The organism is Actinoplanes sp. NPDC051859, assembly GCF_044452725.1.
In the GTDB taxonomy this organism is placed as follows: Bacteria; Actinomycetota; Actinomycetes; order Mycobacteriales; family Micromonosporaceae; genus Actinoplanes.
Map to the genome: position 1 here is coordinate 1 of NZ_JBITBX010000013.1, position 16,975 is coordinate 16,975.

The 16,975-nt window shown below is 70.2% G+C and carries 21 protein-coding genes and 2 pseudogenes; 13 read left to right on the forward strand and 10 right to left on the reverse strand.

Annotation, left to right across the window (positions count from 1 at the left end; all coding sequences use genetic code 11):
• Both ACIA1L_RS27575 and ACIA1L_RS27580 read left to right on the forward strand, forming a co-directional pair.
• Positions 1-309 (forward strand): annotated as a pseudogene (locus ACIA1L_RS27575) (hypothetical protein); the annotation flags it as partial.
• A 78-nt stretch (positions 310-387) separates the two neighbouring features.
• Positions 388-729 (forward strand): annotated as a pseudogene (locus tag ACIA1L_RS27580) (sigma factor-like helix-turn-helix DNA-binding protein); the annotation flags it as partial.
• Between the two features lie 38 nt (positions 730-767).
• Here the strand turns inward: ACIA1L_RS27580 and ACIA1L_RS27585 are convergent.
• The 4 genes from ACIA1L_RS27585 to def form a co-directional block, all read right to left on the reverse strand.
• The gene (locus ACIA1L_RS27585; protein WP_396075891.1) at positions 768-1,043 is read right to left on the reverse strand and encodes a superoxide dismutase; all 276 of its coding nucleotides are present in this window, start codon (positions 1,041-1,043) and stop codon (positions 768-770) included.
• Positions 1,040-1,666 (reverse strand): superoxide dismutase, encoded by a 627-nt coding sequence (locus ACIA1L_RS27590; protein WP_396075892.1) that lies wholly within the window; start codon positions 1,664-1,666, stop codon positions 1,040-1,042. The genes ACIA1L_RS27585 and ACIA1L_RS27590 overlap by 4 nt, the downstream gene beginning before the upstream one ends.
• Before the next feature lie 102 nt (positions 1,667-1,768).
• Positions 1,769-2,794 carry a tRNA (adenosine(37)-N6)-threonylcarbamoyltransferase complex transferase subunit TsaD gene (gene tsaD / locus ACIA1L_RS27595; RefSeq protein WP_396075893.1) on the reverse strand — a complete coding sequence of 342 codons (1,026 nt, stop codon included), beginning with the start codon at positions 2,792-2,794 and terminating at the stop codon, positions 1,769-1,771.
• Between the two features lie 3 nt (positions 2,795-2,797).
• Positions 2,798-3,301: a peptide deformylase gene (gene def, locus ACIA1L_RS27600; RefSeq protein ID WP_396075894.1), complete on the reverse strand. Its 504-nt coding sequence runs from the start codon at positions 3,299-3,301 to the stop codon at positions 2,798-2,800.
• Between the two features lie 137 nt (positions 3,302-3,438).
• On the opposite strand from def, the gene ACIA1L_RS27605 reads away from it, so the two are divergent.
• Positions 3,439-3,876, forward strand: coding sequence for a Fur family transcriptional regulator (locus ACIA1L_RS27605; RefSeq protein ID WP_396075895.1), 438 nt, complete (start codon positions 3,439-3,441; stop codon positions 3,874-3,876).
• A 37-nt stretch (positions 3,877-3,913) separates the two neighbouring features.
• Here the strand turns inward: ACIA1L_RS27605 and ACIA1L_RS27610 are convergent, their stop codons facing one another.
• The 4 genes from ACIA1L_RS27610 to ACIA1L_RS27625 are packed head-to-tail and all read right to left on the reverse strand — an operon-like array spanning position 3,914 to position 7,015.
• Positions 3,914-5,293 (reverse strand): rhodanese-like domain-containing protein, encoded by a 1,380-nt coding sequence (locus ACIA1L_RS27610; protein WP_396075896.1) that lies wholly within the window; start codon positions 5,291-5,293, stop codon positions 3,914-3,916.
• Positions 5,290-6,099 (reverse strand): fumarylacetoacetate hydrolase family protein, encoded by an 810-nt coding sequence (locus tag ACIA1L_RS27615; protein ID WP_396075897.1) that lies wholly within the window; start codon positions 6,097-6,099, stop codon positions 5,290-5,292. The genes ACIA1L_RS27610 and ACIA1L_RS27615 overlap by 4 nt, the downstream gene beginning before the upstream one ends.
• A gap of 34 nt (positions 6,100-6,133) precedes the next feature.
• Entirely contained in the window at positions 6,134-6,535 is a 402-nt protein-coding gene (locus ACIA1L_RS27620) for a cupin domain-containing protein (protein WP_396075898.1), read from the reverse strand.
• Positions 6,536-6,580: 45 nt separating this feature from the next.
• On the reverse strand, positions 6,581-7,015 hold the full coding sequence (locus ACIA1L_RS27625) for a Fur family transcriptional regulator (protein ID WP_396075899.1): 435 nt from the start codon (positions 7,013-7,015) through the stop codon (positions 6,581-6,583).
• A 376-nt stretch (positions 7,016-7,391) separates the two neighbouring features.
• On the opposite strand from ACIA1L_RS27625, the gene ACIA1L_RS27630 reads away from it, so the two are divergent.
• The 6 genes from ACIA1L_RS27630 to ACIA1L_RS27655 are packed head-to-tail and all read left to right on the forward strand — an operon-like array spanning position 7,392 to position 12,792.
• Positions 7,392-8,987 (forward strand): ABC transporter substrate-binding protein, encoded by a 1,596-nt coding sequence (locus tag ACIA1L_RS27630; RefSeq protein ID WP_396075900.1) that lies wholly within the window; start codon positions 7,392-7,394, stop codon positions 8,985-8,987.
• Complete coding sequence (locus ACIA1L_RS27635; protein ID WP_396075901.1) at positions 8,984-9,997, forward strand: ABC transporter permease; 1,014 nt, start codon at positions 8,984-8,986, stop codon at positions 9,995-9,997. The genes ACIA1L_RS27630 and ACIA1L_RS27635 overlap by 4 nt, the downstream gene beginning before the upstream one ends.
• Positions 9,990-10,856, forward strand: coding sequence for an ABC transporter permease (locus ACIA1L_RS27640; RefSeq protein WP_396075902.1), 867 nt, complete (start codon positions 9,990-9,992; stop codon positions 10,854-10,856). The genes ACIA1L_RS27635 and ACIA1L_RS27640 overlap by 8 nt, the downstream gene beginning before the upstream one ends.
• Positions 10,853-11,815: an ABC transporter ATP-binding protein gene (locus tag ACIA1L_RS27645; protein ID WP_396075903.1), complete on the forward strand. Its 963-nt coding sequence runs from the start codon at positions 10,853-10,855 to the stop codon at positions 11,813-11,815. The genes ACIA1L_RS27640 and ACIA1L_RS27645 overlap by 4 nt, the downstream gene beginning before the upstream one ends.
• On the forward strand, positions 11,812-12,504 hold the full coding sequence (locus ACIA1L_RS27650) for an ABC transporter ATP-binding protein (protein WP_396075904.1): 693 nt from the start codon (positions 11,812-11,814) through the stop codon (positions 12,502-12,504). Before ACIA1L_RS27645 ends, ACIA1L_RS27650 begins: the two co-directional genes overlap by 4 nt.
• Before the next feature lie 9 nt (positions 12,505-12,513).
• Positions 12,514-12,792, forward strand: coding sequence for an alpha/beta hydrolase (locus ACIA1L_RS27655; protein WP_396076045.1), 279 nt, complete (start codon positions 12,514-12,516; stop codon positions 12,790-12,792).
• Positions 12,793-13,235: 443 nt separating this feature from the next.
• Here ACIA1L_RS27655 and ACIA1L_RS27660 read toward each other — a convergent pair whose 3' ends face one another.
• Entirely contained in the window at positions 13,236-13,577 is a 342-nt protein-coding gene (locus ACIA1L_RS27660) for a hypothetical protein (RefSeq protein WP_396075905.1), read from the reverse strand.
• Positions 13,578-13,693: 116 nt separating this feature from the next.
• Here ACIA1L_RS27660 and ACIA1L_RS27665 point away from each other — a divergent pair, with 116 nt between their 5' ends.
• Entirely contained in the window at positions 13,694-14,110 is a 417-nt protein-coding gene (locus tag ACIA1L_RS27665; RefSeq protein ID WP_396075906.1) for a hypothetical protein, read from the forward strand.
• On the opposite strand, the gene ACIA1L_RS27670 is transcribed toward ACIA1L_RS27665, so the two are convergent.
• Entirely contained in the window at positions 14,107-14,505 is a 399-nt protein-coding gene (locus ACIA1L_RS27670; RefSeq protein WP_396075907.1) for a hypothetical protein, read from the reverse strand. The genes ACIA1L_RS27665 and ACIA1L_RS27670 overlap by 4 nt on opposite strands.
• Before the next feature lie 318 nt (positions 14,506-14,823).
• Between ACIA1L_RS27670 and ACIA1L_RS27675 the strand changes: the two genes are divergently transcribed.
• The 3 genes from ACIA1L_RS27675 to ACIA1L_RS27685 all read left to right on the forward strand — a co-directional run bounded on the left by ACIA1L_RS27675 (position 14,824) and on the right by ACIA1L_RS27685 (position 16,929).
• Entirely contained in the window at positions 14,824-15,294 is a 471-nt protein-coding gene (locus ACIA1L_RS27675; RefSeq protein ID WP_396075909.1) for an Hsp20/alpha crystallin family protein, read from the forward strand.
• A gap of 89 nt (positions 15,295-15,383) precedes the next feature.
• Positions 15,384-15,875 carry a DUF3253 domain-containing protein gene (locus tag ACIA1L_RS27680; RefSeq protein ID WP_396075910.1) on the forward strand — a complete coding sequence of 164 codons (492 nt, stop codon included), beginning with the start codon at positions 15,384-15,386 and terminating at the stop codon, positions 15,873-15,875.
• Between the two features lie 286 nt (positions 15,876-16,161).
• Positions 16,162-16,929: a glycerophosphodiester phosphodiesterase family protein gene (locus ACIA1L_RS27685; RefSeq protein WP_396075911.1), complete on the forward strand. Its 768-nt coding sequence runs from the start codon at positions 16,162-16,164 to the stop codon at positions 16,927-16,929.
• Positions 16,930-16,975: the final 46 nt, after the last annotated feature.

The following is a 16,975-nucleotide window of genomic DNA, read 5'->3' on the forward strand; positions in this document are numbered from 1 at the left end:
ACCCCGATTCCTGCACACCTACAATCACCACCGCCACCACACCGCCATCGGCGGACCACCCGCCAGCCGCGTTCCCAACCTCTCTGGGCAGAACAGCTAGGGATCGTCGCGGCCCGCCACCGCGGCGATCTCGCCGGCGCACAGGAGCTGACCGGGGCGTTCACCGACGACGCGGCGCGGGCGCACGCATTCCTGCTGCTCACCGAGCTCGCCCTGACCATCGTCGCCGACGGCACCGGACAGGACATGCGGACCGTCGTCGGGGACCTGTCCCTGCGCATCGCCACCCTGTCCGCCGCCACCGAATAATCGATGGTGCGGTTCGCGGCGCCGGGCAAGTTCGGCCCTTTCGTCGATCAGGTGGCGCCGGACGTGCCGACGGGGCACACCATCGCCCGCCGGGTTGCTGCCGACCACGTCCGGCGGGCCGGGCGCCGGCCCCGCGTCGCCGTGCTGCCGGATTGGCAGCAGACCGCGGACGTGGTGGCGCCGCAGGGCAGTCACCGCTTCGACGAGCACCACGCCCTGACCGACCTGCCGGAGCGGCTCGACCCGCAGCGGCGCGAGGCGTTCCTGCTCACCCAGCTTGCCGATCTGTCATATGCCGAGGCCGCCGAAGCGTGCGGCTGCCCGGTCGGCACGATCCGGTCCCGGGTGGCGCGCGCCCGCGAAGATCTGATCTCTGCTCTGGACGCCGTCCACCCGCAGCCCCGGACCGCCGCCGGCTGACGTCCCGACGACGCGACCGTGGCAGCACAGGCTGCTGATCAGGATCCGGTGCTGGGCTCGTCCGGCAGGGTGGCGGCGGCGAGATGCAATGACAGCTCGCGGATGAGCTCGTCCATGCTCTGCCCGGTGGCGTCTTTGACGAGGGTGAGGGCCAGTTCGGCGAGCAGTTGGAAGCCGCGGGTGCGGGTCTGCTCATCCGGGAACGCGGCGAGCAGCGCGTGCGCGCCGTCGAGGTCACCGCGGTGCTTCGCGGCGATGACCCCGGCGGCGCGCTGCGCTGCGTGAAAGGCCGACGACGCGTCGGCCCCGCTCACGGCGCGACGATCAAAGGGTTGCCCGCAGCGCGGGCAGCGTCGAACCGCTTGATCACGTCAGCCCAGTTCACGAGCTTCCACAACTGGTCCACGTAGTCCGGACGGACGTTCTTGTACTGCAGGTAGTACGCGTGCTCCCAGGCATCGAACGCCAGGATCGGCGTGGAACCCTGCCCGACGTTGCCGTGGTGGTCGTAGATCTGCTCCACGATCAACCGCTGCGACAGCGGCTCCCACGCGAGCACGCCCCAACCGGAACCCTGCACACCCTTGGTCGCCGTGGACAGCTGCCCGGAGAACGCCTCGAACGAGCCGAAGTGCTCGTCGATGGCCGCGGCCAGCTCGCCGTCGGGGCGGTCGCCGCCGTCCGGGGACAGGTTGTTCCAGAAGATCGAGTGCAGCACGTGCCCGGACAGGTTGAACGCCAGGGTCTTCTCCAGACCCACCAGCGCCGAGTAATCGCCCTTGTCGCGGGCCTCGGCGAGCTGGTCGAGGGTGTCGTTGCTGCCCTTCACGTACGCGGCGTGGTGCTTGCTGTGGTGCAGCTCCAGGATCTGCCCACTCATCGCCGGCTCGAGCGCGCCGTAGTCGTAGGGCATGTCGGGAAGCGTGTAGATCGCCATCGCTACCTCAAATCTGCATTGACTGGGCTATTGCCTTCATCTTGCAACAGCCAGGGAATAGCAGATCAGTGAGGTAACCCTTCCTTGCGCTGGATTGCTGTTTCAGCTGATCAGGGCGCGGGTGAGGGTCACGACGGGCTGCATGCCGATGTCCAGGGGACTGGGTGGCAGCCCGGCCCGGACCAGCAGGTCGCCGACTGCGGCGATCATGGCGCCGTTGTCGGTGCACAGCCGCGGTGCGGGCACCCGGAGCGTGATTCCGGCCTCGGCACACCGCTGGGCGGTCAAGGCGCGGACGCGGCTGTTCGCGGCGACCCCGCCGACCATCAGCAGGGTGTCAGCCTGGTGCGCCCGGCAGGCGGCGACGGCTTTGCGGGACAGGGTGTCGGCCACGGCTTCCTGGAACGAAGCGGCGACGTCGGCAACCGGCAGCGGCCCGTCATGGCGCTCGACCCAGCGGGCGACCGCTGTCTTCAACCCCGAGAACGAGAACCCGTACGCGGCGTCGCGGGGGCCGGTCAGCGGCCTCGGGAATGCGATCGCCCGCGGGTCTCCGTCGCGGGCCGCGCGGTCGATCGCCGGGCCACCCGGGTAGGGCAGGCCGAGCAGCCGGGCGACCTTGTCGAAGGCCTCCCCCGCGGCATCGTCGCAGGTGTCGCCCAGGTGCACGATCTCGTCGCGGACCAGGTCGTTGAGCACGAGCAGCGAGGTGTGCCCGCCGGACACGATCAGCGCGACACAACGCTGCGGCAGCGGTCCATGGTCGAGGACGTCGACCGCCGCGTGCCCGGCGAGGTGGTGCACCCCGTAAAGCGGAACACCCAGTGCGAGGGCGTACGCCTTGCCGGCGGCGAGCCCGACCTGGACGGCGGTAGACAGGCCGGGGCCGGCGGTGACGGCGACCGCGTCCACGTCGGCGAAGCCCACCCCGGCCCGGTCGAAGGCCGCTCGTACGATCGACGGCAGGGCCTCCAGGTGGGCGCGGGCGGCGATCTCCGGCACCACCCCGCCGAATCGAGCGTGCTCGTCCATGCTGGACGCGAGCGCGTCGCCGAGCAGGACCCCGTCACGGACCAGCCCGGCACCAGTCTCGTCACACGAGGTCTCGATCCCCAGAATCAGCGGCATGGTTCAGCGCAGCCCGGCCTCGCGCAGCAGCGCGTCGCGTTGCGCCCGGGGCAGCCGGTCGACGTAGAGGGTGCCGTTGAGGTGGTCGGTCTCGTGTTGCAGGCAGCGGGCGAAGTAGCCGGTGCCGGAGACCGTGACGGGTCGGGCGAGCCGGTCGAGGCCGGTCACCGACGCCAGCGCCGCGCGGGGCAGTTCGGCGCGTGGGCCCGGCACCGACAGGCAGCCCTCCCCTGCCGTTACCTCTCCGGCCAGGGCGGAGGCGGCTTCAAGGACCGGGTTGATGAGGTGCCCGCAGTGGCGGACGCCGTCGTCGTCCGGGCAGTCGTATACGAACACCTGCAGATCGACGCCGATCTGGTTGGCAGCCAGCCCGACGCCCTGCGCGGCGTACATCGAGTCGAACATGTCCTCGATCAGGTCCTGGAGCGCTTTGTCGAAGACGGTGACATCGGTGCAGCGACGGTGCAGCACCGGATTGCCGTAGTAGGTGATCGGTCGCGCAGGCATTGCTGCACTCTAGCGGCTATTGCAATCACGATGCAGTGCCGGCCTGGGCGGGTACGGACCTGTGGATCGTCCGCATGCCAGCCGGCGATCTCGTGCCGGACCTGGCTACAGTGATGGACGGTCGGAGGGAGATGCGGGTGACAGCGGCACAGCAGCACCACAGGCTGAACGCGGTCCGCGAGCATGTCCGAGCCCGGGGACGCCGATGGACCGTGGCCAAGTCGGCCGTGGTGGAGGTCCTGATCGGCGCCGCGGGGCATCTGTCGGCCCAGCAGGTCTATGACACTGTCAGCAGCCGGTTCCCGCAGATCGACCGGTCCACCGTGCACCGCGTCCTGCTCACCCTGGCCGACGAGCATGTCGTGCACATCCTCGGCCGCCAGGGCGAAGCCCGCTACGGCATGGCCGACGAAGCCCACCACCACGCCGTCTGCGCACGGTGCGGCATCGAGGTCGAAATCCCGGCAGCCCTGATCTCACCCGCACTGGCCGCAGCGGCAACCGCGACCGGCTTCCGCTTCGACAGCGCGAGCATCACGCTGGCCGGCATCTGCCAGAACTGCACCGCTGCCTGATCGACACCGTGTCTGCGCGGGCCGGGCGGCGCAGGCTCTAGGCGCGGGACAGCTCGAATTCCTGCCACGCGTGGAAACCGCCGATCAGGTCGCGGACGTCCTGGTGGCCGGCGGCACGCAGCAGGCTGGCCGCGACCGACGAACGGTATCCCCCGGCGCAGTGCACGACGATCGGCCGGTCCCCGCCGATCTCGTCGAGGCGGCCGGACAGTTGAGCGAGGGGGATGTGCTGGGCGCCGCCGATGACACCGATCCCGAGTTCGCCGGGATTACGGACATCGAGCACCAGCGGCGGATCGGCCCGTACGAGCGCGGCAAGCAGGTCATCCACGCTGACCCGGCCGGGTGCGACCAACTCCCCCACTGACTCCAGCCGGGCGATCTGTGAGTCGTGCAGGAAGCCGGTGACCCGGTCGAAGCCGATCCGGGACAACCGCAGGACCGTGTCGGCGGCTCGTTCAGCAGGGGCGATCACCAGGAGCGTGCGGTCCGGCGCGATCACCGTGCCGGCGGTCTCGGCGAAACGCCCGTCGAACGGCACGTTGACCGCGCCCCGCAGGTGCCCGGCGGCGAACTCCTGAGGATCCCGAACGTCCACGACCAGGGCACCGGCAGCGCGGGCCGCAGCAAACTCGGCAACAGTCAGCGCCGCCACCGCGCTCTGATCGAAGAGGGCCCGGGTCCGACGGTTGAGGTCCGCGTCGTACGCGAAATAGCCCGGCGTGATCGGCTGCCCGCCCGTGACCAGGCTCAGGAACTGCTCGACGGGCATCGGTGCGCAGGCGTAGTTGGTGCGGCGCTGCTCCCCGATGGTCGACTGCCGCTCGGTGGACAGGTTCTTGCCGCACGCCGACCCGGCCCCGTGGGCGGGAAAGACCCGCACCTCATCGGGCAGGCCCATCAGTTTGCGCTGCACACTGTCATGCAGCATCCGGCCCAACTCCTCGGCCGTGACCCCGGCGGAGGCGAGCAGGTCGGGGCGCCCGACATCGCCGATGAACAGGGCGTCGCCGGTCAGCACCCCGTACGCGACAGCATCGTCGGCGCGCTCGTGAATCAACACGCTGATCGACTCCGGGGTGTGCCCCGGGGTTTCCATGACCTCCAGGGTGACGTCCCCCAGGCTGATCCGCTCGCCGTCGGTGAGGTGCCGGATCGGGTAGTCGGTCTGCGCGCGGTGCCCGTAGCCGATCCAGGCGCCGGTCGCGGCGGCCACCTCCAGGTGCCCAGCGACGAAGTCAGCGTGGAAGTGAGTGTTGATCACACCGACGATAGTGAGGCCCTGGGTGCGGGCGTCGGCGAGATACTCGGCGATGTCGCGGCGCGGGTCCACCAGCACCGCCCGCCCCGTGGTCTCGTCGCCGACCAGGTACGAAGCCTGCGACAGACAGTCCAGGTAGTACTGAGTGAAGATCATCTCGCGGTCCCCTTCATCGCGCAGCGAACGTGGAAAGGTCCAGCAACGCCGGGAGCAGCCACACCCGCCGCCGTAACCCGGCTCACCAACTCACCAACCCCGGGGACACGCACCGTGTGCACGTCGCCGGGTCGTAGTCGCCGGCTGCCGGCCGTACCGAAAACGAGAACGTCTCCCGGGCCCCACGCCGCGTCGTGCGAGACCGACGCGATCGTCTGAGCGATCGGGTCGGCGATCCGGCCGAGGTCCGTACGGTCGGTGACCTCCCCATTCACCGTGACGACGAGGGCCTGGCCGGTCAGGCGGGGCAGGTCGTCGCGGGTGACCACCCACGGCCCGAACACCCGGGCCACCGCCCGCTCGTCGTCCGCGCCGGTAGTGACGCGGGTGAAGCAGGAGTAGCCGAGGATGTGCTCGCTGGCGCGTTCGACGGCAATCCGCCGGGTGGGGCTGCCTATGACTACGGCGAACCCGGCCGACGCGGCAAGCGGCGTTCCGGACTCGGCAACCTCGTGACCGGAGGCAGCGAGCGCACCCATCAGGTTGCTCGGTTCCCGCGTTGCCGGCGCAATCCACAGCAGCCGTCGCGGCCGGGACAGCGGGGCCAAGAGCGTGACGTCGCTCAGCCGGTGATCGGGTTTACGGCCGCAGGCGGCCATCGCGAGGTCCATGACCGTCTCCGCGGCCAACGCCTCGGAGGCATCCGCGTACGGCAAGCCCGGCGTGTGGGTCAAGTCGAGCACTGCGTCGTCCTCCACCAGGCCCCACGACTCGCGGCCGCCCAGCCGGAAGCCTGCGATCTTCACGGCTGACGCATCCAGCAGGCGCGCTGCGTCCGGCTCATTCCAGCGTGGACCCTGCGGTCGGGCCTTCGAGGAAGACGTTGGGCTTCAGGAAGAACGCGATGACCAGTGCGCCGTGGGGGGCGGTGGCGCGGTGCTGGTTGCCCTTCGGGCGCCACGAGTAGTTCCCTGCGGTGGTCTCGCCCTCGGCGTCGACGATGCTGCCTTCCAGCACGTACGTCTGCTCGATCTCGACGTGCTCGTGCAAGGGCAGCACCGCACCCGGCTGCCAGCGGAACAACGCCGTCAACAGACCCGTTTCCGGCTCGCGCAGCAGCACCTTCATCTCGATGCCCGGAAAACCGATCGGCTTCCACGGCAGCCCGTCCACGTCCACATAGCGCGAGGCCAGCGACGGCAACGAGTTCAGGTCATCGGCGTATGGGGTCTCAGCGGGCATATCTCATCCTCCTGCGGATGAAGCACAGCAATGGGCTCCGAGTTGTCACGGCTCGCAGTCCTGACATGACCCGAACGTCAGAAGGGCGGTGTCGGACACCTCGAAGCCGGACCGCCGGGCATGCGCGAGAAGCGACGCTATTACCGCCGCTGGCACCGACACCTCCCGGTCACACCGCCGGCACACCAGGCTGTGGACGTCGCGCCGGACCAGGCGATAGCCGATAGAGCCACCGGCGGAAACCGCCTGTACCACCCCGGCGCGTTCCAGCCGAGCCAGCACCCGGTGCGCCGTCGACAGGTCCACCGCTACGCCTTCATCCGCCAAGCGGCGATGCACCGCCGCCGCGCTCAGCCCCGCATCGCGTGCCAACACCGTCACGACTGCCCGGCACGCCCGGGTACGGCGCATTCCGGCTTGTGCTGCCCGATCCATGATCTGCTCCACACCGGCCGACCCCGCGGCGAACGTCACCGGCACGCCACACTCCCCTCCACCCGGTCAACCCCGGACCTCCCGGCGTCTGCACGGTAGAAGCGACAGCCAAACCCCGTCCCGGCCCGCAACCGGGAAGCGAGCGCACAAGGGCGCCCCGGCTGCTGGATCATCGCGGGCCGGAACGCCCTTGCCACGGACCGGCGGGCAGCACCGATCCAACGCCATTATTGGGCAGTTGCCACCGTGATGCAATAACGCAGGACGGGCAACCACTGGACGAACGACCCGCAATCAGGAGGTAGGCGTCAGGGCTCCACCCGGTAGTGCGCCTCTCTTATTGCAAGTTTGAGGCAACTGCGACAGCATGGTGCCAGATCGGCGGGATGGTCGTCCGATCCTGAGCGTGGAGTTGTCGTTGATGGTTCGGTCCCCCCTGTTCTCGTTGCGGTCGGCGGCGTTCGTCGTGGCCGGGATGCTCGCCCTGTCGGCGTGCTCATCGCCTTCCAGCACCGGCTCGTCGGCCGCCCCGGACACGTTCGTGGTGGCGACCTCCGGTGAGCCGGACACGCTGAACCCGGTGCTGAACTACGGCGTCGACGGCGCCTCGCTGATCTTCGACGGCCTCGTCGCGCGGGACGTCAGCAACGCCCTGGTCCCGGCGCTGGCCGCCGAACTGCCGGCGGTGTCCGCCGACGGCAAGACGGTGACGGCGAAGATCCGCCCGGGGGTCACCTTCCACGACGGCACGCCGCTGACCGCTCAGGACGTCGTGTTCACGTACCAGTCGGTGCTCGACCCGAAGATCGACTCGACGCTGCGCTCCGACCTCGAGATGCTGACCTCAGTCACCGCGTCCGACCCGGCCACGGTGGTGTTCGCGTTGAAGTACGCGTACGCGCCGTTCCTGCAGCGGCTCACCCTGGGCGTCGTCCCGGCGAAGGCGCTGAGCGGGCAGGACATCAACAAGGCCGCGTTCAACCGTAAGCCGGTCGGCACCGGGCCGTACAAGGTGGAGTCCTGGACCGCCGGTGACCGCCTCGTGCTGGCCGCGAACGCCACCTACTGGGGCGGCAAGCCGGCCAACAACAAGGTCGTCGTGGCGTTCGTCGGCGACGACAACGTGCGCGCGCAGCGGATGCGCGCAGGCGAATTCGACGCGGCCGAGCTGGCACCGAAGCTCGCGGCCGGGTTCGACACCGCCAACGGGTACGGGGTCCAGCGGGTCCCGACCGGCGACTACCGCGGCGTCATGTTGCCGTTCAGCAACCCGGTGACCGGTGACGTGGCGATTCGGCGGGCGTTGTCGCTGGGCCTCGACCGGTCGGCGATGGTGACCGGCGTCCTCGCCGGTGCGGGCGAGCCCGCCTTCGGGCCGGTCGCCCCCTCGTCGGAGTACTTCGACGCGTCCAGCGCCGGAAAGGCCACCGCGGACACGGCGGCCGCGACGGCGCTGCTCGACGGTGCCGGGTGGGCCACTGGGCCGGACGGTATGCGGGCGAAGGGCGGCCAGGCGGCGGCGTTCACGCTGATGTACCCGGCGGGTGACAGCCTGCGCAAGGAGCTTGCCCTCGCGGTCACCGCCGACGCGAAGAAGATCGGTATCTCGGTCAGCCCGGAGGGCCTGACGTGGGACGCGATCGAGCCGCGGATGAAGTCCGATGCGCTGATCATGGGCTGGGGCACGCCGTACGACCCGGACTTCATCACCTACAAGCTGTTCGCGTCGCCTTTCGCCGGGCAGGGCTTCTTCAACCCGGGCTCGTACAAGTCCGCGGTCACCGACAAGGCGTTGCAGGACGGCCGCGACCAGGCCGACCCGGCGAAGCGCAAGGCGGCGTACGCGACCGTGCAGAAGCAGCTCGCCGCGGACGCCCCGTGGGTGTTCCTCACCTACCTGAAGCACACGTACGTGGTGAAGTCGAGCGTCGCCGGAGTGAGTCCGCGGGTGGAGCCGCACGAGCACGGCGTCGAGAACAGCCTGTGGTGGAACATCAACACCTGGACCCGCAAGTGACCGCAGCACCTGAGGCCCCGGCAAAGCGGCGGGGCATAGCGGGTGCGGGTGCGGTGATCCGGCGCCGGCTCCTGGTGGCGGTGCCGGTGTTGATCGCCACGAGCATCGGCATGTTCCTGCTCGGTGCGGCGTCGCCGATCGACCCGGCGAAGCAGTACGCCGGCGCGGCCGCGTTCACCGCGACGGAGGAGAACCTGGCGCAGATCCGTGCCAACTGGGGTGTCGACGACCCGCTGCCGGTGCAGTACCTGCGCTGGGTCGGCAACCTGCTGCGCGGCGACCTGGGCTGGTCGACGAGCCGGCACGAGCCCGTGACCGAGGTGCTCGGCGCGCGGGCGGGATGGACGTTGCTGCTGGTGGGCGCGGCGCTCGCCGGGGTGCTGATCGTCAGTCTGTTGGTGGGGACCCTGGCCGCGTACCGTCGCGGTGGTGTCTTTGATCGTGGGTTGCGGGCCGTGGCCTATGCGGTCGAGGCGATGCCGGTGTTCTGGATCGCGCTGGCCGCGATCGCCCTGTTCGCGCTCACCTTGGGGTGGCTGCCGGCCGGCGGGCTGACCGAGGTGACCGCGACCGGGACGTCGTTCACGGACGTGGCATGGCACCTGGTCCTGCCGATCGCCGTGCTCGCGGTGTCGCAGGCGCCGTGGTTCCTGCTGTTCGTCCGCGACTCGGTGGCGGAGAGCCTGCGCGACGACCACGTCCTCGCGGCCAAGGCTCGTGGGCTGCCCGGCCGGACCGTCCTGTTCGGCCACGCGTTACGCACCGCGCTGCTGCCGTTCCTCACGCTGATCGGCACCCATCTGCCCGAGTTGGTGGGTGGGGCGGTCCTGGTCGAGACGGTGTTCTCGCTGCCGGGTCTGGGTGCGGTGACCGTGCAGGCCGCCCTGGGCAGCGACTTCCCGCTGCTCGCGGCAATCACCCTGGTCACCACCGTGGTGGTGCTGACCGCGAACCTGCTCACCGACCTCGCCTACGCGGCGGCCGACCCGCGGGTGCGCCTCGATGGCTGACCTCACCCTGCGCCGCCGCCCGGTGTTGCGGCTGCGCCCCGGACAGACCGGCACGACCGTCGCGGTGGCGGTGCTGGTCGTCGCGATCGGGGCGTGCCTGCTAGCCCCCGTACTGTGGCCGCTGGACCAGAGCGCGATCGCCCTCGACCAGACCCGCCTGCCGCCGTCGTTCGCGCATCTCGCCGGCACCGACGACCTGGGGCGCGACGTCGCGCACCGCACCCTCTACGGGCTGCGGGTCTCGCTGCTCGTCGGCGCCGTCGCGGCCCTGGTCGCCACCGTCATCGGGGGTGTCGTCGGCGGGATCGCCGGAACGTTCGGCGGCGTCGTCGACCGGGTGCTGATGCGGGTGGTCGACACCGTCGCGGCGCTGCCGCACCTGCTGCTGGGGATCTTCATCGTGGCGATGCTGCGGCCCAGCCTCGGCGCGGTCATCCTGTCCGTCGGGTTGACCCACTGGCTGTCCACCGCCCGAATCGTCCGCTCCGAGGTGCTCAGCCTGCGCTCGCGGCCGTTCATCGACGCCGCCATCTCCGGCGGCGCGTCCCGGGCCCGGGTACTGACCCGGCACCTGCTGCCGCACGTGCTGCCGAAGCTGGCGCTGGCGACGACGCTGATGGTGCCGCACGCGGTGTGGCACGAGACCGCGCTGTCGTTCCTCGGCCTCGGGCTGCCACCACACCTGGCTTCGCTCGGCAACATGATCAACGACGGGCAGGGGTCGCTGCTGACCGGGGCGTGGTGGGCCAGCATCATGCCCGGCCTGGTCATCGTGATCGTCACCCTCGCGCTGGCCGCGGTCGTCGCCCGCTGGCGCGACCGCCTCGATCCCCGGGTACGAGCGGAGCTGCAACTGTGACCACCACCGCCGATCCCCGCACCCGCACCGACCTGCGGTTGACGGTGTCCGGGCTGACCGTCCGGTTCCGGATGCGCGGCGCCGTCGTGCAGGCCGTCACCGATCTCGACCTCACCCTGCGGCCGGGCGAACTGCTCGCCGTGGTCGGCGAGTCCGGGTGCGGCAAGTCCGTCCTCGCCCATGCCCTGCTCGGGCTGCTGCCCGGCAATGCCGAGGTCACCGGCACCGCGCTGCTGCACGGCGACGGCGACCCAGTCGGTCTGCTCGGCGCCGATGAACGCACCCTCGCCCGCTCGGTGCGGGGCCGCCGGGTCGGGCTCGTGCCGCAGAGCCCGGCCACCGCCCTCACGCCGGTCCGGACCGGGCGACGACTGCTCGAGGAAACCCTGCAGGCACACGGGCGCCAGCCGGCGACGGCCGAGGCGGTCGCCGCATCCGTCGGCCTCACCGCGGCCGACCTCGACCGGTACCCGCACGAGCTGTCCGGTGGCATGGCCCAGCGCCTCGTCACCGCGCTGGCGCTGGCCCCCGAACCGCAGGTGCTCCTCGCCGACGAACCGACCTCCGGACTCGACCGGCCACTGGTCGACGCCACCCTCGACCTGCTCCGGCAGCGCTGCGACGCGGGCGGATCGGTCATCCTGATCACCCATGACCTCGCCGCCGCCGAACGCGTCGCCGACACCGTCGCCGTCATGTACGCCAGCCGCATCGTCGAACACCGGCCCGCCACCGCATTCTTCGCCGGACCGCGGCACCCCTATGCGCATGCGCTGCTTGATGCGCTGCCGGACCGGGCGTTCGCCCCGATCCCCGGCCATCCACCGATGCTGACCGCGCTGCCGCCGGGATGCGCGTTCGCACCCCGCTGCCGGTACGCGGCCGACGACTGCGCCACCCCGCCGGAACTGGGTGCGGACCGGGTCGCCTGCCACCACCCGATCGGAGCACCGGCATGACCGGCCGCCTCACCGCCGACCAAGTCACCGTCGCCTACGGCCGGCAGACCGTCCTCGACCGGATGAACCTGCACGTCGACCGCGGCGAGACAGTGGGACTGCGCGGCCCGTCCGGGTGCGGCAAGTCCACCCTGGTCCGCGTCCTCGCCCTGCTGCACCGCCCGGAGACGGGACAGGTCCTGCTCGACGGCACACCGATCAGTGGCATCCGATACCAGGTGCCCGTGGACGTCCGTACCCGAATCGCGGTTTTGTTTCAGAGTCCCCGCGCTGCCGCCGACCCGCGGCTCACCCTCGCCGACCTCATCGCCGAACCCCTGCGCGCCACCCGAGCGCCCCGGGACACCATCGCGGCGCGGGTCGCAGACCTCGCCGACACGGTCGGACTCACCGCAGACCTGCTGACCCGCCGCCCGCACGCCGTCAGCGACGGACAACTGCAACGGGCCTGCCTGGCACGAGCCCTGGTCCACCGCCCGGACTACCTGCTCTGCGACGAAGCGACCACCATGCTCGACGCCGCCACCCAAGCCCTCGTCGCCGCCGTCATCACCCGCTACCAGAACGACACCGGAGCCGGAGTCCTGCTCGTCACCCACGACCCCGCCCTCATGGACCGCTGGGCCGACCGGGTCGTCGACCTCCGACACCTCGATGATGGTGATGCATCTGCATGTGCGGATGGCTAGTCTCCCAGCCTGGAAGTCCGCAAGCGCTTCCCGCCGTCGGTGCTGGTGGAGGGCGTCGGGGGTACGACGCACTCCGGTTCGCTCAGCGGGATCGCGTGCACCGATGACACCATCGCCGCGTACCTGGACACCGGCGCCCTGCCGACGCGGGTGTCCGGCAGTCGTTCCGACAAGCAGTGCGAGCCGGTCCCCGTGCCGGACCCGCCAGCGTCCGCCAAGGCCAAGCGGCTGAGCGCGGCGCACGACGAGGCCCGGACCGAGTTGCGGGACCTGGTCACCATCCGCTGACGAAGCGACTGCCCGTGAGTCGATGGCTCGGCTCGCGGGCATTGCTGGCTGCCATCCGCCGCGGCGCTCCGCCCGGCGCCTACGTCAATCTGCTGGCCGATGCTCCCGGACGCCGCCTGTACCACCGTCACGGATTCCGCAATACCGCACCGAATTCAGTCGGAATGGCTCGGATACTGGACTGATCCCGGAAACTTCCAGCCGATACGAGCGTGTTGCCACTGCACCAAGTCACGGGGCCTGCGAATTCGCTTCCCGGCGGCCTCCCGGCGACAGATACAGCAGCAATCTCATTCGATGCCTGCGCGACACATGCGCGGCTCGGCATCGCGCCGTTCGCCCGTTGTTGACGGAGAGAGAGCACCCTGCCGCCAGTCAGGAAACGGCATGAGCCGGACCGGGACGTCCTAGCGACGTCCCGGTCCGGCCGTAAGGCGTCCGGGTCAGTGCGGCGTCTCGCAGCGGCACCCACCGGCCGATGCCGGCGATGCGGTGGCGGCGGCCGCAGTGGCCGCCTCCGGCGCCGTCGAGTCCGAGGCCGCCAGCATGGCGGGACCGGCGTCGATCGCGGCGCGCAGCCCGGCCGGCAGGAGGGTGGGCGCCAGCGCGCTGTCGCCCAGCAGGCCTGCCAGGCTCGACCCGGCTGTCATGGTCCGGTTCTGCTCACCGGTCTGGAGCTGGTTGAGCACCGCGGCAAACTGGGTGCCCGACGTCGACGTACCGTAGCTCGGCACTGCCTGCGCCTGGAGCTGGGCAACCCGGACCAGAACCTCGTTAACGTTCATACGCACTCCCCCGTTCGGCCGGACTTGCCTGCCAGTATCAGCTGGATTCCGGTGCAGATCGGTTCGCGGCAGGGTGCAGGACAGGTGCAGGCCGGTTGCAGGGGAAGACGTGCTCGGTGGACTCCCCCGGCCTGCGCAAGATCTGCGCATCGGCGCTCTCGGCGCCGTCGACGTCGACGTCGACGTCCCGGAGTTCCAAGAGTCGCGCCTTCACGCCGAAGGCAGTGAGTCTCGACGCCCACATCGAAGAGTTTCTCCTGCCGCCCGCTTCCGAACTCACCGAGGATGTCCACCACGCGGGCACCAAGACCCTGCACGAGTACCGCTCGAGGACGTACGCATTCACCGACCGCGAGGGCGCACCCGTCCTGCTGCGCCTGAGTCCGGCGGCGGTGCTGACCTCCGCCCGGCACGGCGACGCGACCCTGAACTACACGCTCTCATACACATACGGGCCGCAGCACACAAAACCCGCTGGCTATCGAAGACAACGAGCGGGGCATCCATGGCCGGAAAGGGAGTCCACCGCTTAAACTTCTCGGACCTCGACGTGAACGCCGTACCGGGCATACTCGGCTGCTGGCTTCGCTCCGGCGTACCGCAGCGGGTGCCGGCGCCACCACGGCTCATCCTGCGGCCCTGGCTCGACGACGTCTTGCTGCAGCAGCGCCCGGAACCGCAGATCCAACGCCGCGACCTGTTCCCGCACCCACCCCATTTGCGGACACTCCTGAAGCGGCCCGTAGTGGAAGACCTGTTCGATGACGTCCCGCGCTTGGAGATCGAATCGGTACTCGGCTAGCTCATCACCGTAACCCTCTTCACACGACTCGACGATCTGCTCCCAAGCAGCGACGAGCGTGGTGGGCAAGCTCCCCCGGGCGGTAGCGGCGCGAAACCGCTGCACGAAGACGTTGTGCGGGATCATCGGGGCCATCCTGTCGCTATCGGAAGGGGGCTCATGGTCACCACGTCGACAGTGCAGTATGCCGCGCAGTCCACGCGGTGCCTAACGACTTCCTTCGTGAGCTGATCAGCGCACCACCGTGACGAACGCACCGGAAAAATTTGCCCGGATCCCTTTGCACTCCCCGCCATCGAGTGCTAAGAAATGAGGTGTCGCTGCTGGTCACTCGTGGTGATGCACCACGGGAAACTCCCTCGCAGCGGCTCGGCAGAACTGATTGCTAGCCGAGTGCCACGCGTCCGCCGGACCGGCCGGCGGACGATGAGAAGGAGGTTCGTGGTGCTGACTTTCGATCCTTTCCGCGAGATCGACCGCCTCGCCGGTCAGATGTTCGCCACCGGTCCCGCCGTTGCCGGCGCCGCCAATCTGGCGATGCCGATGGACCTGTACCGCTCCGGTGACCACTTCGTGCTGCGCTGTGATCTGGCGGGCATCGATCCCGGTTCCGTGCAGGTCGACGTCGATCAGAACGTGCTGACGATCCGCGCCGAGCGCACCGCCACCACCGACGAGGACGTGCAGTGGGTCCGCCGGGAGCGTGCGACGGGCACCTTCGAGCGACGGATCACTCTGGGCAACGGGCTCGACCTGGCGAAGATCACCGCGACCTGGCAGGACGGGGTGCTCACCCTGACCATCCCCGTCGCCGAAGCCGCCAAGCCGCGCCGCATCACCATCAACACCGGCACACCCCGACGCGACACCGTCGAAGGCTCCACCACCCGGGCGTCGGCCATCACCGAATCCTGAAAGCAAAGTGCGGCCCGGGAGATGCTCCCGGGCCGCACTTGACCATTGAGTCCGCTTCGGAGAACGGCCCCGTCGAGCACAATGGCGGGATGAGTGCTGGTGGGGGTGGCACCCGGACGGCGGACGGCCGATACCTGATCGTGTCCGGTCGACGGCTGCGGGCTGCGGATCCGGCCATTCCGGAGTCGTTGCGCCGCGAATTGGTCAGCGAGCTCAGCGACGCCCGCCAGCAGGCTGTTACCGATCCGGACGTGGCCCGTCACCGCCTGCAGGACGCAGAGGTGGCGCTGGGCGAGCGCGGCGAACCATGGTGGAAACCGACGCCCGCAGGGCAGCGTAAACGGCTCGCGGCGGCGATGTGCGCACTGCTGCGACATCGCCGCCCCGACGCGACCATCTGCCCCAGCGACGCCGCCCGGGTGGTGGGCGGTGAGTCCTGGCGCGACCTGATGGATGCGGCGCGGGAGGTGGGTGCCGAGTTGTCCCGAGACGGCGTCCTCGCCGTGCGCCAGCGCGGCGCTGCTGTCGACATCGCGGTTTCGGTGGGGCCGGTTCGCCTGGCTCGCGGCCCTCATTGGTGAGAAGGCCGCGCCGGTCACGGCCCTTCGGGCACACCCAGAGCCACGCCGTCCGGGCGTACCGGGTGGCCGACCACCGCGCTTCAGAATCCTGCCGAGATATACGGATCAGTGCAGCGAAAGCCACATTCCGCACCGGCAGCGCAGCTGACGAGCGCAGTGCCCGGCCCGAGTCGGCGGGCGGAACCGCGGCGGAGTCCGACCCCGTAGCACCGCTTTCCCTACCAGAAGATCCATTCCAGTCCGACCGGCTGAGTGCAGCACGGCCTCAGCGGCGTAGGGTGCCCGCATGTCGCAGCCGTGCCCGTACCTGGACGCCCCGACGCCGTTGGCGTTCGCCCACCGAGGTGGGGCCGCCGCCGGGGACGAGAACACCGCCGAGGCGTTCGCCCGAGCCGTGGCGATGGGGTACCGGTACATCGAGACCGACGTGCACACCACCGCCGACGGGGTGCCGGTGGTGATGCACGATGCCACCCTCACCCGCGTTGCCGGACAGTCGGCGCGGGTGGCCGCGTTGCGCATGGCGGACCTGGCCACCGTACGCGTCGGAGGCGCCGCCGCGGTGCCACGCCTGGCGGAAATCCTGGCTGCGTGGCCCGACGTACGGTTCAACATCGATGTCAAGGCCGACGGGGCCGAAGAGGCCACCGTGCAGGTGGTGCGCCGCGCCGGTGCCGAGCGGCGGGTCCTGCTGACCTCGTTCGGCGACGCCCGGTTGGCGCGACTGCGTGCCCTGGCCGGCCCGCAGGTGGCTACGTCGCTCGGCATGCGGGAGGTGGCCCGGCTGCGGGTGACGTCGCTGACCGGCCTGCCGATGCGAGTGCCGGTCGGGGCGGTGGCAGCGCAGGTGCCGCTGCGACACGCCGGGGTGCCGGTGGTCGACCGACGCTTTGTGCGCGCCGCGCACCGGCTCGGTGTGCAGGTACACGTCTGGACGGTGGACGACGCCGCGACCATCCGACGGTTACTGGATCTCGGCGTGGATGGCATCATGACCGATCACCTGGAGGTGCTGCGCGACGTGTATGCCGAGCGTGGACACTGGCCCAGCTGACCCACCGCCCCCTGCCGGCCGCGCCGGCCGTCCGAAGACGAGGACT

What these genes read in the sequence shown, in the direction of transcription:
- ACIA1L_RS27590 (WP_396075892.1), bottom strand. Translation starts at nt 1,666, where the DNA reads ATGGCGATCTACACGCTTCCCGACATGCCCTACGACTACGGCGCGCTC.
- tsaD (WP_396075893.1), bottom strand. Translation starts at nt 2,794, where the DNA reads ATGCCGCTGATTCTGGGGATCGAGACCTCGTGTGACGAGACTGGTGCC.
- def (WP_396075894.1), bottom strand. Translation starts at nt 3,301, where the DNA reads ATGCCTGCGCGACCGATCACCTACTACGGCAATCCGGTGCTGCACCGT.
- ACIA1L_RS27610 (WP_396075896.1), bottom strand. Translation starts at nt 5,293, where the DNA reads ATGATCTTCACTCAGTACTACCTGGACTGTCTGTCGCAGGCTTCGTAC.
- ACIA1L_RS27620 (WP_396075898.1), bottom strand. Translation starts at nt 6,535, where the DNA reads ATGCCCGCTGAGACCCCATACGCCGATGACCTGAACTCGTTGCCGTCG.
- ACIA1L_RS27630 (WP_396075900.1), top strand. Translation starts at nt 7,392, where the DNA reads ATGGTTCGGTCCCCCCTGTTCTCGTTGCGGTCGGCGGCGTTCGTCGTG.
- ACIA1L_RS27640 (WP_396075902.1), top strand. Translation starts at nt 9,990, where the DNA reads ATGGCTGACCTCACCCTGCGCCGCCGCCCGGTGTTGCGGCTGCGCCCC.
- ACIA1L_RS27650 (WP_396075904.1), top strand. Translation starts at nt 11,812, where the DNA reads ATGACCGGCCGCCTCACCGCCGACCAAGTCACCGTCGCCTACGGCCGG.
- ACIA1L_RS27660 (WP_396075905.1), bottom strand. Translation starts at nt 13,577, where the DNA reads ATGAACGTTAACGAGGTTCTGGTCCGGGTTGCCCAGCTCCAGGCGCAG.
- ACIA1L_RS27670 (WP_396075907.1), bottom strand. Translation starts at nt 14,505, where the DNA reads ATGATCCCGCACAACGTCTTCGTGCAGCGGTTTCGCGCCGCTACCGCC.
- ACIA1L_RS27680 (WP_396075910.1), top strand. Translation starts at nt 15,384, where the DNA reads ATGAGTGCTGGTGGGGGTGGCACCCGGACGGCGGACGGCCGATACCTG.
- ACIA1L_RS27685 (WP_396075911.1), top strand. Translation starts at nt 16,162, where the DNA reads ATGTCGCAGCCGTGCCCGTACCTGGACGCCCCGACGCCGTTGGCGTTC.